Source organism: Kosakonia sp. SMBL-WEM22 (genome assembly GCF_014490785.1).
In the GTDB taxonomy this organism is placed as follows: Bacteria; Pseudomonadota; Gammaproteobacteria; order Enterobacterales; family Enterobacteriaceae; genus Kosakonia.
In genome coordinates this window covers 865,702-880,995 of the sequence record NZ_CP051488.1, presented here as the reverse complement: position 1 = coordinate 880,995, position 15,294 = coordinate 865,702, and the positions used below count along the sequence as shown (strand labels likewise).

General features: G+C 57.3%; 13 protein-coding genes. All 13 read right to left on the bottom strand.

Translation table 11 applies throughout. The features are described 5' to 3' along the window. Nucleotides 1–25: 25 nt before the first annotated feature. Complete coding sequence (gene murG, locus HF650_RS04210; protein ID WP_187801311.1) at nucleotides 26–1,093, bottom strand: undecaprenyldiphospho-muramoylpentapeptide beta-N-acetylglucosaminyltransferase; 1,068 nt, start codon at nucleotides 1,091–1,093, stop codon at nucleotides 26–28. After that, entirely contained in the window at nucleotides 1,093–2,334 is a 1,242-nt protein-coding gene (gene ftsW, locus HF650_RS04205) for a cell division protein FtsW (RefSeq protein ID WP_023480426.1), read from the bottom strand. Before ftsW ends, murG begins: the two co-directional genes overlap by 1 nt. After that, nucleotides 2,334–3,650, bottom strand: a complete 1,317-nt coding sequence (gene murD / locus HF650_RS04200; RefSeq protein WP_187801310.1) for a UDP-N-acetylmuramoyl-L-alanine--D-glutamate ligase — start codon at nucleotides 3,648–3,650, stop codon at nucleotides 2,334–2,336. Before murD ends, ftsW begins: the two co-directional genes overlap by 1 nt. 2 nt (nucleotides 3,651–3,652) lie before the next feature. Further along, nucleotides 3,653–4,735, bottom strand: coding sequence for a phospho-N-acetylmuramoyl-pentapeptide-transferase (gene mraY / locus HF650_RS04195; RefSeq protein WP_023480302.1), 1,083 nt, complete (start codon nucleotides 4,733–4,735; stop codon nucleotides 3,653–3,655). Beyond that, the gene (murF, locus tag HF650_RS04190) at nucleotides 4,729–6,087 is read right to left on the bottom strand and encodes a UDP-N-acetylmuramoyl-tripeptide--D-alanyl-D-alanine ligase (RefSeq protein ID WP_187801309.1); all 1,359 of its coding nucleotides are present in this window, start codon (nucleotides 6,085–6,087) and stop codon (nucleotides 4,729–4,731) included. The genes mraY and murF overlap by 7 nt, the downstream gene beginning before the upstream one ends. After that, entirely contained in the window at nucleotides 6,084–7,571 is a 1,488-nt protein-coding gene (gene murE / locus HF650_RS04185) for a UDP-N-acetylmuramoyl-L-alanyl-D-glutamate--2,6-diaminopimelate ligase (RefSeq protein ID WP_187801308.1), read from the bottom strand. The genes murF and murE overlap by 4 nt, the downstream gene beginning before the upstream one ends. Then, on the bottom strand, nucleotides 7,558–9,324 hold the full coding sequence (locus HF650_RS04180; RefSeq protein WP_187801307.1) for a peptidoglycan glycosyltransferase FtsI: 1,767 nt from the start codon (nucleotides 9,322–9,324) through the stop codon (nucleotides 7,558–7,560). Before HF650_RS04180 ends, murE begins: the two co-directional genes overlap by 14 nt. Nucleotides 9,325–9,349: 25 nt before the next feature. Further along, nucleotides 9,350–9,715 (bottom strand): cell division protein FtsL, encoded by a 366-nt coding sequence (gene ftsL / locus HF650_RS04175; RefSeq protein WP_023480380.1) that lies wholly within the window; start codon nucleotides 9,713–9,715, stop codon nucleotides 9,350–9,352. After that, entirely contained in the window at nucleotides 9,712–10,653 is a 942-nt protein-coding gene (rsmH, locus tag HF650_RS04170) for a 16S rRNA (cytosine(1402)-N(4))-methyltransferase RsmH (protein WP_187802603.1), read from the bottom strand. Before rsmH ends, ftsL begins: the two co-directional genes overlap by 4 nt. 2 nt (nucleotides 10,654–10,655) lie before the next feature. Then, complete coding sequence (gene mraZ, locus HF650_RS04165; protein WP_187801306.1) at nucleotides 10,656–11,114, bottom strand: division/cell wall cluster transcriptional repressor MraZ; 459 nt, start codon at nucleotides 11,112–11,114, stop codon at nucleotides 10,656–10,658. Nucleotides 11,115–11,735: 621 nt separating this feature from the next. Continuing rightward, a complete protein-coding gene (cra, locus tag HF650_RS04160) occupies nucleotides 11,736–12,740 on the bottom strand; it encodes a catabolite repressor/activator (protein ID WP_187801305.1) in 1,005 nt (334 codons plus the stop codon). A gap of 177 nt (nucleotides 12,741–12,917) precedes the next feature. Continuing rightward, nucleotides 12,918–13,409: an acetolactate synthase small subunit gene (ilvN, locus tag HF650_RS04155; RefSeq protein WP_187802602.1), complete on the bottom strand. Its 492-nt coding sequence runs from the start codon at nucleotides 13,407–13,409 to the stop codon at nucleotides 12,918–12,920. Between the two features lie 2 nt (nucleotides 13,410–13,411). Beyond that, complete coding sequence (gene ilvI, locus HF650_RS04150) at nucleotides 13,412–15,136, bottom strand: acetolactate synthase 3 large subunit (protein WP_187801304.1); 1,725 nt, start codon at nucleotides 15,134–15,136, stop codon at nucleotides 13,412–13,414. Nucleotides 15,137–15,294 lie beyond the last annotated feature (158 nt).

Here is a 15,294-nt window from a genome sequence, read left to right as displayed (position 1 = left end):
CGACGCAAACAGGCGTCGCCACGATTTAACCCTGAGCCGCAAGGCTCACTTCATGCGCCACCCGCTCGGTGGCGTCGGGGATGGCTGCCGCGCGCGCGCGTTCCGCCATCTCTCTTAATGCTTCACGATCCCAGCCCGCAAGCGTTGCTGCCACGGCATCAACGGTAAACTGCGGCTGCTCGAGGATCTTCGCCGCGCCCACCTTCTCCAGCGGCAGGGCATTCCAGTACTGCTGTCTGTCTTTGTGCTGAAACGGCACAAACAGCGCCGGCAGACCGGCAGCGGCGATCTCGCTTACCGTCAGCGCGCCGGAGCGGCAAACAACCACATCCGCCCACGCATAGGCTTTAGCCATATCGTCAATAAATTCAGTTACTTTATGCTGCGCCTGACCCGCAGTGGCATAGGCCTGCTCCACATCCTGCTGCGCGCCCTTCCCGCTCTGATGCCAGATGGTGACCGCCGCGCCCAGTTTAGCCGCCACCTGCGGCATAGTCTGGTTCAGCACGCGCGCGCCCTGCGAGCCGCCAACCACCAGCACGCGAATTGGCCCTTCGCGGCCCGGCAGACGCATCTGCGGCAGTGGCAGCGCCAGCACATCGACGCGCACCGGGTTCCCCACTACTTCTGCTTTCGGAAATGCGCCGGGAAACGCCTGCATCACTTTGGTAGCGATCTTTGCCAGCCACTTATTGGTCAATCCGGCAATACCGTTCTGCTCATGCAGGACAACCGGAATCCCGAGCGACCAGGCGGCAAGACCACCGGGGCCGGAGACATACCCGCCCATGCCCAGCACCACGTCCGGCTTGAAGCGCTTCATAATGTCGCGCGCCTGACGCCAGGCATTAAAGATACGCACCGGCGCGAGCAGCAGTGCTTTCAACCCTTTGCCACGCAGGCCGGAGATGCGGATGAAGTCGATATCGATGCCATGTTTTGGCACCAGGTCAGCCTCCATACGATCGGCGGTTCCGAGCCAGCGTACTTGCCAGCCCTGATCCATCAAATGGTGCGCCACGGCGAGACCGGGGAAAACATGCCCGCCGGTTCCGCCTGCCATCACCATTAACCGCTTAGGTTGACCACTCATCACACACCTCGTGTAAACGCCTGAGCTTTCTTCAGGCGCGTTTCATAATCTATCCGTAGCAACAGCGTAATCGCCGTCGACATAATCAATAAACTCGAGCCGCCGTAACTGATCAGCGGCAGGGTTAAGCCTTTGGTCGGCAGCATACCGGCTGCCGCACCGACGTTAACCAGCGCCTGGAAGCTGAACCAGATACCTATAGAGCAGGCAAGGAAACCGGAGAAACGGTGGTCAATCTCCAGCGCTTTTCTGCCAATGGACATGGCGCGGAAAGCGACGAAGAATACCATTAAAAGTGCGGCTACCACACCGATATAACCGAGTTCTTCGCCGATGATGGAGAAGATAAAGTCGGTATGTGCTTCCGGTAGATACTCAAGTTTCTGTACCGAGTTGCCGAGTCCCTGCCCCCACAGCTCGCCGCGGCCAAACGCCATCAGCGACTGGGTTAACTGATACCCGCTGCCAAACGGATCTTCCCACGGGTTCCAGAAGGAAGTTACGCGGCGAATACGATAGGGTTCAGCGAGGATCAGCAGTATCACCGCCGAGATCCCCATGCCGATAATGGCGATGAATTGCCACAACTTCGCACCCGCGAGGAACAGCATCGCCAGCGTGGTGATAAACAGCACCACCACTGTACCGAGGTCAGGCTGCGCCAGCAGCAGGATCGCCAGCACGAGGATCACGCCCATCGGTTTTAAGAAGCCGCGCAGGTTGTTACGCACCTCGTCCACTTTGCGCACCAGGTAGTTCGCCAGGTAGCAGAAGAGCGACAGCTTGGTGAACTCCGCCGGCTGGAAGCGCATGATGCCAAGGTCAATCCAGCGCGATGCACCGTTGATCGAGCTGCCCACCACCAGCACCACTAACAGCATAATGATCGCGGCGATCAGCATCACCGAGCTGTACTTCTGCCAGAACTCCATCGGCAGGCGCAGCGTGATCATTGCCATACAGAAGGACAGGAATAGATAGAGCCCGTGGCGTTTGGCGAAGAAGAAGGGATCGTCCGTCAAACGCTGACCGACCGGCATTGATGCCGAGGTCACCATAATGAAGCCGATCGCCGCCAGGCCCAGCGTCAACCACAGCAGCGTGCGGTCATACATCACCAGGCTGTCAGTATCTTTCTGTCGCGAGCCCATGACCCAGCCTTTCAATGCCGCAAACAGCCATGCCAGGATCCCATAACCTGGCAGACGCGGCATTCTCGGGCGGGGAAGCGTTAAACGCATTAGCCTAACTCCTGCGCCAGACGGGTGAACTGGTCGCCCCGTTGTTCGAAATTCTTAAACTGATCGAGGCTGGCACAGGCGGGTGACAACAGCACCATGTCGCCCGGCTGCACGCGCGCGGCAATTACGCGCATCGCCTGATCCATTGTCTCTGTCTGCTCAGCCACATCCGGGCGCAGCGCAGCCAGTTCAGCGCCATCGCGCCCAAAACAGTAAAGGCGAATACGTTCGCCGCCGAGGTAACGCTTGAGCGGCGAGAAGTCTGCCGATTTGCCATCGCCGCCCAGCAGCAGATGCAGCATACCTTCGACTTGCAAGCCATTAAGCGCCGCTTCGGTGCTGCCGACGTTGGTCGCTTTCGAGTCGTTGATCCAGCGCACGCCGTTATGCTCGTAAGCCAGCTGGAAGCGGTGCGCCAGCCCGCCAAAGGTGGTCAGCGCCTTCAGGCTGCTGGCGCGCGGTAAACCGGCCGCGTCCGCCAGAGCCAGCGCCGCCAGCGCGTTAGTGTAGTTGTGCTGGCCGCTCAGTTTCATCTCTTTGACGTTCAGCACCTTCTCACCTTTTACCCGCAGCCAGATTTCGCCCTGCTGGCGGTTGAGGTGATAGTCACCGACGTCGACGCCAAAGCTGACGCAGCGCTCATCGGCACCGCGAACCGGCATGGTCAGAGCGTCATCGGCATTGACCACGCACACTTTAGCGTTTTCATAGATACGCAGTTTGGCGGCGCGGTACTGCTGCAGGCCAAACGGATAGCGATCCATATGATCTTCCGTGACGTTAAGAATGGTTGCCGCCACGGCACGCAGGCTGGAGGTGGTTTCCAGCTGGAAGCTGGAGAGCTCAAGCACATAGAGCTCACGCGCCTCATCCAGCAGCATCAGCGCTGGCAGGCCGATATTGCCGCCGACGCCCACATTCTTACCGGCCGCTTCCGCCATCTCACCGACCAGTTTGGTGACGGTGCTCTTGCCGTTCGAACCGGTAATAGCGATGATCGGTGTCTGCGCTTCCCGGCAGAAGAGTTCGATATCGCCGACAATCTCGACGCCCGCGTCCGCTGCCGCACTAAGCGATGGGTGCGCCAGCGCCATACCGGGGCTGGCGACAATCAGATCGGCACTCTGCAACCAATCATCGTTAAGACTACCAAGATGGCGCTCGACCGTTTCCGGCAGCTTATCCAGCCCCGGCGGCGACGTGCGGGTATCCATCACCCTCGGCGTGACGCCGCGCGCGAGGAAAAAGTCCACGCAGGAGAGGCCCGTCAGGCCTAAACCGATAATGACGACTTTTTTACCCTGGTAATCTGCCATGATTAACGTACCTTCAGCGTTGCCAGGCCAATCAGCACCAGCATCAGCGAAATAATCCAGAAGCGCACAATCACGCGCGGCTCCGGCCAGCCCTTCAATTCATAGTGGTGGTGAATCGGTGCCATACGGAAAATGCGCTGGCCGCGCAGTTTGAACGAACCAACCTGCAAAATCACCGACAGGGTTTCCACCACAAAGACGCCGCCCATGATCACCAGCAGGAACTCCTGGCGCAGCAGCACAGCGATAATGCCGAGCGCGCCGCCGAGCGCCAGCGAGCCGACATCGCCCATAAAGACCTGAGCCGGATAGGTGTTAAACCACAGGAAACCGAGCCCCGCACCGACAATCGCTGTACAGACGATCACCAGCTCACCCGCGTGGCGCAGATAAGGGATATGCAGGTAGTTGGCGAAGTTCATGTTACCGGTGGCCCAGGCCACCAGCGCAAAGCCGCCAGCAACAAAGACGGTCGGCATAATCGCCAGGCCGTCGAGACCATCCGTCAGATTGACGGCGTTACCGGTACCGACAATCACAAAGTAAGCGAGCAGCACATAGAAGAGGCCGAGCTGCGGCATCACATCTTTAAAGAACGGCACCACCAGTTCGGTGGCGGGAGTATCTTTACCGGCAAGATAGAGGGCAAACGCCACGCCCAGCGCAATCACCGACATCCAGAAGTACTTCCAGCGAGCGATTAGCCCCTTCGTATCTTTGCGCACCACTTTTCGGTAATCATCAACAAAGCCGATGATGCCGTAGCCCACCAGTACCACCAGTACGCACCAGACGTAGGGGTTGGAGGGGTAAGCCCACAGCAGCACAGAAACGACGATCGCGGTGAGGATCATAATTCCGCCCATCGTCGGCGTACCGCGTTTACTGAAATGCGATTCCGGGCCGTCGTTACGCACAACCTGGCCAAAAGAGAGTTTCTGCAAGCGGGCAATCATGCGCGGCCCCATCCACAACGAGATGAAGAGCGCGGTCAGCAGGCTGACAATGGCGCGAAACGTCAGATAGGAAAAGACGTTAAAGCCGGAATAATATTTGACCAAATGCTCGGCCAGCCAAACTAACATGTCCCGTTCTCCTGTAATTCGCGTACCACCTCTTCCATGGCGGAGCTACGTGAACCTTTCACTAAAATGGTAATGATTGGGTGCTCGGCAATCAGCGCTTTTAAACGCGCCGTAGCCGCAGCTTTATCGTTGAAATGCTCGCCGACGCCGCTGGCGTCGCTGAGCGCTTGACTTAATGTGCCGACGCTCAGCACCTTGTCGATACCGACGGATTTTGCCGCTTCGCCGACCTGAACATGGCAGGCTTCGCTTTCGTCGCCCAACTCCGCCATATCGCCCACCACCATTACGCGGTAGCCGGGCATCTCTGCCAGCACGTGCGCAGCGGCGGTCATCGACCCGACGTTGGCGTTATAGGTATCATCCAGCAGCAGCTGGTTTTCGCCGAGGCGCACCGGGAAGAGACGGCCCGGCACCGCTTTCAGCTTCGCCAGACCCTTTTTCACCGCATCGAGGGATGCGCCTACCGCCATCGCCAGCGCGGTCGCCGCCAGCGCGTTAGCAATGTTGTGACGTCCCGGCAGGGGTAAAATCACGTCGGCATTGCCGGTCGGCGTTTGCAGCGTGAACTCGGTACCGTGCGAGGTGATATGCACATTGGTGGCGGTAAAATCGCTGTTCGCCGCGTTGGGCGAGAAGCGCCACACTTTGCGATCGCCAATAATGCTCTGCCAGTTCAGCCAGTCATTGTTATCGGCATTGAGGATGGCGATGCCGTTGGCCGGCAGGCCGGTGTAAATTTCACCTTTCGCCTTCGCCACGCCAGCCAGCGATCCGAACCCTTCCAGATGCGCAGCGGCCAGGTTGTTAACCAGCGCCGCTTCCGGGCGGGTTAAGCTAACGGTCCAGGCGATCTCACCCTGGTGATTAGCGCCCAGCTCAATCACCGCGTACTGATGTTCTCTGGTCAGACGCAGCAGGGTCATCGGCACGCCGATGTCATTGTTGAGGTTGCCCGCAGTGTAGAGGGTGTTGCCGCACTCGCTAAGAATGGCAGCGGTCATCTCTTTCACCGAGGTTTTGCCGGAGGAGCCGGTCAGCGCGACGACGCGCGTCGGCACCTGCTGACGCACCCACGCCGCCAGTTCGCCGAAGGCCTGGCGGGTATCACTCACCACCAGCTGCGGCAGATCGGTATTCAGTTTGCGGCTCACCAGCAGCGCGCCCGCACCGCCCGCTTTAGCCTGGTCGGCAAAATCGTGGGCGTCGAAACGTTCGCCTTTCAGCGCCACAAACAAGCAGCCCGGCGTCAATTTGCGGGTATCGCTGGTCACGGCGTCAATTGTGACGTCCTGACCCAAAAGTTCACCGTGCAGCGTGCCGGCAAGCTGGTTGAGCGTTACGCTAATCATGCTACTCCCCCCAGCAGACGCGCGGCGGTGACCCGGTCGGAATAATCCAGACGGTGCGTGCCGACAATCTGATAATCTTCATGGCCTTTACCTGCCAGCAGCACCACATCGTTCTCTTTAGCCTGCATAATGGCGTTGGTCACCGCTTCGGCACGACCCTCTACGACATGCGCGCGCCCTGCGTCGAGCATGCCGGCGAGAATGTCATTAATAATGGCGCGCGGCTCTTCGGTGCGCGGGTTGTCATCAGTGACGACCGGCACATCGGCAAACTCTTCGGCAATCGCGCCCATCAGCGGACGTTTGCCCTTGTCGCGATCGCCACCGCAGCCAAAGACACACCACAGTTTCCCGGTGCAGTGCAGGCGCGCGGCCTGCAGCGCTTTTTCCAGCGCATCCGGCGTGTGGGCATAATCCACCACCACCGTCGGTTTGCCCGGCGCGCTGAATACTTCCATCCGGCCGCAAACGGGTTGCAGACGGGAGGCGGTTTTCAGCAGATCGCTGAGCGGATAGCCGAGCGCCAGCAGGGTTGCCATTGCCAGCAGCAGATTACTGACGTTAAACGCGCCCATCAGGCGGCTTTCGATTTCGCCTTTGCCCCAACTGGAGTCGAAGCGAATTGTCGCCCCGCTGTCGTGGTAATCGACGCTCAGGGTTTTGAGCCAACGCCCGTGGCAGTCCGGGTTGATATGGCCTTCCATCGACACCGCAACCGCATCAGGCAGGTTTGCCAGCCAGCGGCGGCCCACTTCGTCATCAGCGTTGATGATCGCCTGACCATAGTTGTGCGAGGAGAAGAGCAGCCATTTGGCCGCTTCGTAATGGGTCATATCGCCGTGATAATCGAGATGATCGCGACTTAAATTGGTGAACACCGAGGCGGCGAATTTGAGAGCCGCAACGCGATGCTGAACTAAACCGTGAGAGGAGACCTCCATCGCAGCAAGGGTAGCGCCCTGCTCCGCGAGACCGGCAATCACATGCTGGACGTCGACCGCAGAACCGGTGGTGTTTTCCGTCGGCACCACTTTGCCGAGCAGGCCGTTGCCGACCGTGCCCATTACCGCGCTGGTTTCACCCAGCAGTTGGCTCCACTGCGCTAACAGCTGCGTAGTGGTGGTTTTACCGTTGGTACCGGTGACGCCGATCAGGCGCAGCTGGTCTGACGGCTCGCCGTAGAAGCGGCCCGCCAGCGCAGAGAGGCGCTCGTTCAGCTGGCTTAAGTAAACCACCGGCACACCGTGCATTTCACGAACTTCACCGTCATTTGCCTCGTCTTTCGCTTCAGCAATAATGGCAGCAACACCTTGCGCAATCGCCTGCGGGATATAACGACGCCCGTCCGCCTGATGACCGACCACCGCCACGAAGAGATCGCCCGACGCAGCCACACGGCTGTCGAGTGTCATCTCTCGTAGTGCTCGCGCAGGTAGCATAGGTACCCACGGAGCGAGAAGGTCGCGCAAATTACGATCTGCCACCTGATCCCTCGCCTTGATTAATTACAAACTCACTTTTTTCGCCCGTGGTCAGCGCATCCGGCTCGATGTTCATGGTGCGCAGTACGCCGCCCATGATGGCACCGAAGACCGGCGCAGAGACCGCGCCACCGTAGTATTTGCCCGCTTGCGGATCGTTAATGACCACCACCAGCGCAAAACGCGGCCGGCTGGCAGGCGCGACGCCCGCAGTGTATGCAATGTATTTGTTGATATAGCGCCCATCCGGCCCGACTTTTTTCGCCGTACCGGTTTTGATGGCGATACGATAGCCCTTGATGGCCGCTTTTACCCCGCCGCCGCCCGGCAACGCCACGCTCTCCATCATGTGCACCACGGTGCGGACGATGGATTCGTTGAAGACGCGCTCACCCGGTACGGGCGGGTCGACTTTGGTAATCGACAGCGGGCGATAGATGCCGTAGCTGCCAATGGTTGCGTAGACTCGCGCTAACTGTAACGGCGTTACCATTAGCCCGTAGCCGAAAGAGAAGGTGGCCCTCTCTATGTCAGACCACCGTTGTTTTTGAGGAAATAAGCCACTGCGTTCTCCGACCATCCCCAAATTGGTCGTTTTTCCCAGTCCAAAACGTGAGTAAGTATCTACTAACGCTGAGGAGGGCATCGCTAACGCCAGCCTGGATACGCCAACGTTACTCGACTTCTGCAGCACCCCGGTGAGGGTCAATTCGCTATAGCGCGCCACGTCTTTGATTTCGTGACCGTTGATTCGGTAAGGCACGGTGTTGAGCACCGTATTGGGGTTGACCACGCCGCGCTGCAGGGCGGTCATCACCACCATCGGCTTCACCGTTGAACCGGGTTCGAAGACGTCGGTGATGGCGCGGTTACGCATCGAATCTTTGGAGGTGCCGGAGAAGTTGTTCGGGTTATAGGAGGGGCTATTCGCCATCGCCAGCACTTCGCCGGTATTGACATCTACCAGCACGGCGCTGCCGGATTCGGCTTTGTTAAACGCCACGGCGTTATTCAGCTCACGATAAACCAGCGCCTGCAGGCGCTCATCAATGCTCAGCGCAAGATTATGCGCCGCCTGGCTGTCGGTCGAGGAGATATCCTCAATCACCCGGCCATAGCGGTCTTTACGCACGATACGCTCGCCCGGCTGGCCGGTAAGCCACTTATCAAAGCTCTTCTCAACCCCTTCGATCCCCTGGCTGTCGACGTTGGTAAAGCCGATCAGGTGAGCGGTCACTTCCCCGGACGGGTAGTAGCGGCGCGACTCTTCGCGCAGATGAATGCCGGGAAGCTTGAGTTTTTTGATGTAGTCCCCCAGATCCGGATTGACCTGACGGGCAAGATAGATGAAGCGCATCTTCGGGTTGGCGTTGATACGCGAGGCGAGCTGATCGAGCGGCATGTTGAGCGCATCGGAGAGCGCTTTCCAGCGGTTATCCAGCGTCACGCCGCCTGCGTCATGCAGCTCTTTCGGGTCCGCCCAGATCGCTTTTACCGGCACGCTGACCGCCAGCGGGCGGCCAGAGCGGTCGGTGATCATGCCGCGCGAGGTCGCCACTTCCTGCACGCGCAGCGAGCGCATATCGCCCTGACGCACCAGCATATCGGGGTTGATGATTTGCAGATAAGCGACGCGGCCAATAAGGAAGCCGAGCGCCAGTAAAATACAGCCGCAAAGCAACGCAAAACGCCAACTTATAAAGTTGGCCTGCTCTTCCTGGCGTTTCGCTTTAACCATCTTCGCCGCGGCTTTCATGCGCTGGGTTGTTCCTTTTTCATCGCTATTTCTGCACCACAATATTTTCCTGTGAAGGATCGACGTGCTGCATCTGCAGCTTCTCGGTGGCAATCCGTTCGACCCGGCTATGATCGCCGAGAGCGTTCTCTTCAAGAATCAGGTTGCGCCATTCGATATCCAGCGCGTCGCGCTCAATCACCAGTTGTTCACGCTGTGCGGTCAACAAACGGGTGTGGTGCGCGGTGGTGACGACCGTAATGGCCGTCATGATGATGCAAATGAACAGGCAGAGTGGCAGTTTCCCGAACCGCAAAAGATCGTCGCCGATCACACCAGGCAAGGCATGGCGCTCGCTGCTTCCTAACGATCCCTTAACTTTGCTGAGGGTCTCTGTCACTCTGCCGATCATGCGTTCGTCCTCTCTGCGATACGCAGAACTGAACTACGGGCGCGTGGGTTTTCCGCCACTTCTTCTTCGCCCGGCATCATTTTTCCTAAGGCTCGCAGTTGACGGCCACCCAGCTTGCTGAGTTGCGCTTCGGTCATCGGCAGCCCGGCAGGAACCTGCGGCCCACGGCTTTGCTCGCGCATAAAGCGCTTCACAATACGGTCTTCCAGCGAGTGGAAGCTGATGACAGAAAGCCGGCCTCCCGGGGCCAGCACATCGAGCGAGTTTTTTAGCGCCTGCTCTATCTCCTCCAGTTCACTGTTCACCCAGATGCGCACCGCCTGGAAGGTACGGGTCGCGGGATGTTTAAACTTATCTTTTATCGGCGTCGCTGCTGCCACCACTTCCGCCAGCGCTTTGGTGCGGGTCATCGGATCGAGGCGGTTACGCTCGACGATGGCGCGGGCGATGCGTTTGGCAAAGCGCTCTTCGCCAAAGGTTTTTAGCACCCAGGCGATATCCGCCTCGTCTGCGGTTTGCAGCCACTGGGCGGCAGACTGGCCGCGCGTCGGATCCATACGCATATCCAACGGGCCGTCACGCATAAAGGAGAAGCCGCGTTCCGGATCGTCAAGCTGCGGTGAAGAGACGCCAAGATCGAGAAGAATGCCGTCGATCTTGCCAATAAGATCGCGCTCGCCGACATACTCAGCGAGCGCAGAAAAGGGTCCATGAATGATGGAGAAGCGCGGATCATTAATGGTCTTCGCAACTTCAATTGCCTGCGGATCGCGATCGATTGCCAGCAAGCGGCCTTCCGCGCCCAGTTGGGAGAGGATCAGGCGCGAGTGACCACCGCGACCAAAAGTGCCATCAATGTAAATGCCATCCGGACGGATATTCAGGCCGTTAACGGCCTCATCCAGCAGCACCGTTGTGTGTTTAAAATTTTCCATCATCATTAAAGAGACAAATCCTGCAACCGCTCCGAAAGCCCTTCGGAACCAGATTGCTCAGCGTCAATATCTTCCCTGACCTGTTGATACCACGTCGTTTCATCCCACAGCTCAAATTTATTGAACTGTCCGACCAGCATCACTTCTTTGGTTAGCCCGGCATGCTGCCGTAAGACAGGCGCAATTAAGATACGACCGGCGCTATCCATCTGGCACTCGCTGGCATGCCCCAGCAATAAACGTTGTACGCGCCGCTCAAGCGGGTTCATGCTCGATAGCCGCGACAGTTTTTGCTCGATAATTTCCCATTCGGGCAGAGGGTAAAGCAGCAGGCATGTATGGCGAATATCAATGGTACAGACCATCTGACCGGAGGCACTCTCCTGCAGCGAATCCCGATAACGGGTCGGAACGGATAACCGCCCTTTGCTGTCGAGATTGACTAACGTCGCGCCACGGAACATGTCCGGTTTACCCCCGCATGATCATTACCACCACTTTATCCCACAAATCCCCACCGAGGGAGTTTACGGAGCGGAGGAAAAGCTTGTCAAGCCAGCGCAAAGGCCAACAAGAACAAAAGATCCCTTATTCGTAATGAATATCAGCGTCGGTGAAATAGTGCTCAGCTTACGAGGCAAATTAACGTCATGAATATTTGCAAGAAAAAAGAGGAGAATATAGGGTCCGGGGTTTCAGACCATTCCGTTTTTGTACGCAAAATATAAAGTGTCAGTTTGCGACGCGGGCGGCATTTTAAGGCATAACGACGCCACTTAACAGCGCCAGATGCATGACCAGGCGCTAACTTAGCCCCTGTTTCACTGAGGCGATCATCGCCTCAGCGAAAGTGGTTGTTAATTAATCGAATGTGTTCAGGAGATGTAACAATTCAATACAGAAAACATCATCAGTAACTTCTTAATGGGCGCTGAGAATTTGGAAGTAAAGAAACTTAAAGAAATAATAAATCAGAGCATCTGCGTAAATTAAGGATTTATCCGAGGAGTAAAAAAGCACTATTTTGATTAAGGCCAAATGTTGAAAAGAAAAAAGGCAGCTTGTGCTGCCTTAATTTCATTTATTTATACCCGGCTTAATATGCCGCGGCGGTAGAGATTACGTCGAATTCGGCTCAACCCCGGTTTCGGCTTACGCGGTTCGTCAAGACTTGCCAGCACGATCTCCAGCACCCGCTCGGCGACGTCACGGTGACGCTGCGCGACGGCCAGCACCGGACACTGCAGGAAATCGAGCAGTTCATGATCGCCAAAGGTGGCTATCGCCAGATTGGATGGCAGTTTGCCGTCGCGGCGTAGCGTCACATCCAGCACACCCTGTAGCAGCGCAAACGAGGTGATAAACATCGCTTCCGGCATCTCATTTGTTTCCAGCCACTTTTCGAATAATTGGGCGGCGGCTTCACGCTCATAGCCATTGGCATAGAGATATTTCACTTCGCGCGGGTCGTCTTTCCAGGCGGTGCGGAAACCCTGCTCGCGCAGGAAGCTCACCGAAAGCTCCGGCAACGCGCCTAAATAGAGCACGCGCTCCGCCGGCATTTTACGCAGCTCCGCCGCCAGCATCTCTGAATCCTCCTGATCGGCACCCACAACGCTGGTGAAATGTTCACGATCCAGCGCACGATCGAGCGCGACAATCGGGAAGGCGTCATTAGCCCAGCGCTGATAGAAGGGGTGCTCCGGCGGAAGCGAAGTCGAAACGATGATCGCATCAACCTGCCGTTGCAGAAGATGCTCGATGCAACGCATCTCGTTATCGGGCTGATCTTCAGAACAGGCGATCAGCAGCTGGTAGCCGCGCTGGCGCGCCTGGCGCTCCAGATAGTTGGCGATACGGGTATAGCTTGTGTTTTCCAGATCGGGAATGACCAGTCCAATCGATCGAGTGCGTCCTGCTCGTAACCCAGCCGCCACCGCGTTCGGGTGGTAGTTATGCTCACGAACGACCGCCATAACTTTCTCAACGGTTTTATCGCTGACACGATACTGCTTCGCCTTTCCGTTGATGACGTAGCTTGCCGTGGTTCGTGAGACGCCGGCGAGCCGGGCGATTTCATCCAGTTTCACAATTGCCCCTTAAAATGATGCGCACCATAACCTTTTTAGGGATATAGGTTAATTTCCATAACATCTAAGCGCAGAAAGGTAACTGCGGCAACCGCTTTTCTCTCTGCTTCCGGCTGATTTCGCAAAAAAAAGCCCGGCACAATCAGCCGGGCTTTAAAATGTGGAACCTTACGCACATCAGCGCATGATTTTATCGCCGCGTGATAAACCGACGACGCCGGAGCGCGCCACTTCAACAATCTTCGCTACATCACGAATGGTGGCGAGGAACGCATCCAGCTTGTCGCTGGTGCCGGCAAGCTGAACCGTGTAAATCGAGGGCGTAACGTCAATGATCTGCCCGCGGAAGATCTCCGCGTTGCGTTTAACCTCCTCCCTGCCATAGCCGCTGGCCTGGATCTTCACCAGCATGATCTCCCGCTCAACATAGGCCCCCTGCCCCAGCTCGTGAACGCGCAAGACATCCACCAGCTTGTGCAGCTGTTTCTCAATCTGTTCAAGAACTTTTTGATCGCCCACGGTCTGGATGGTCATCCGCGACAGAGTGGGATCGTCCGTTGGCGCGACCGTCAGGCTCTCAATGTTGTAGCCGCGCTGTGAGAAGAGGCCGATGACGCGCGACAACGCGCCCGATTCGTTTTCCAGTAAGACAGACAATATCCGGCGCATAATCAGGTTCTCTCCGTTTTGCTTAACCACATCTCATCCATACCGCCGCCGCGGATCTGCATCGGATAAACGTGTTCACTTCCGTCAACGGTCACATCAACAAAGACCAGACGATTGTTTTTCACCTGCTCCAGCGCCTCAGCGAGCTTCGCCTCCAGCTCATCCGGGCGGGTAATGCGGATACCGACATGACCGTACGCTTCGGCTAAACGGGCAAAATCTGGTAAAGACTCCATGTAGGATTGCGAGTGGCGTCCGGAGTAGATCATATCCTGCCACTGCTTCACCATGCCGAGGTAGCGGTTGTTCAGATTGAGAACTAGCACCGGCAACTCATATTGCAGCGCCGTTGAAAGCTCCTGAATATTCATCTGGATACTGCCATCGCCGGTAACGCAAATTACCATCTCGTCCGGCAGCGCCATTTTGACGCCCAGCGCGGCAGGCAAGCCGAAGCCCATGGTGCCGAGCCCACCGGAGTTGATCCAGCGCCGCGGTTTATCGAAGCGGTAATAGAGGGCGGCAAACATCTGGTGCTGACCAACATCCGAGGTGACATAAGCGTCACCGTTGGTCAAACGCCAGACAGTTTCAATCACCGCCTGCGGTTTAATGCTTTCGCTTTGGGTGTCATATTTCAGGCACTGGCGCGCACGCCACTGCTCAATACGTAACCACCAGTCACGGATCTCATCGTGCGGCTGTGACGCACGCTCATGCTCAAGTATCTCCAGCATCTGATCCAATACCTGACGCGCATCGCCAACAATTGGCACATCAGCCTGCACAGTTTTAGAAATTGAGGTGGGATCGATATCGATATGCAGTACGGTCGCGTCGGGGCAGTACTTAAGAAGATTATTGGTGGTGCGATCGTCAAAACGTACGCCGACTGCAAAGATCACGTCGGCGTGATGCATGGTCATATTCGCTTCATAGGTACCGTGCATACCAAGCATGCCGAGCGACTGGCGATGGGAAGCAGGAAAGACGCCGAGTCCCATTAATGAGGAGACTACTGGCGCATTCAGCGTTTCAGCAAGCTGGCGCAGCGGCGTATCGCAGGCAGAGGTAATCGCTCCGCCCCCCACATAGAAGACCGGCTTTTTGGCGGCTACCAGCGTTTGCAGCGCACGTTTGATCTGCCCTTTATGGCCCTGCGTTGTTGGATTATAGGAGCGCATGCTGACCGACTCCGGCCAAAGATAGGGCAACTTGTTCGCGGGGTTCATAATATCTTTCGGCAGATCCACCACCACCGGACCAGGGCGTCCGCTGGCGGCGAGCCAGAATGCCTTTTTTAATACGCCGGGAATATCTTCCGTCTGTTTCACCAGGAAGCTGTGTTTCACTACCGGACGAGAGATGCCTACCATGTCGCACTCCTGGAAGGCGTCGTATCCAATCAGCGAAGTCGCGACCTGGCCTGAGAGTACTACCAACGGGATGGAATCCATATAGGCTGTCGCAATACCGGTGATAGCATTCGTTGCGCCGGGACCGGAGGTGACCAGCACTACACCCACTTCACCTGTCGCGCGCGCCAGCCCGTCTGCCATGTGAACGGCCGCCTGCTCGTGGCGCACCAGTACATGCTCGATGCCGCCGACGGTATGCAGGGCGTCGTAGATATCGAGTACCGCGCCTCCGGGATAGCCGAACACCTTCTTTACGCCTTGATCGATGAGCGATCGGACGACCATCTCGGCTCCAGACAACATCTCCATGCTTTGCCTCCAGGCTTACGTTTGTCGACTGACGGCAGAACTTATTCCCGCACTGTCGATCTGTTCAGAACAGGACATCCTGCTTTCTGATTATGAATGGCAGTTACCATAACCGCTCAAAATCTGGCAGGCAATCCGACCTCCAGCGCGGTAAAGTG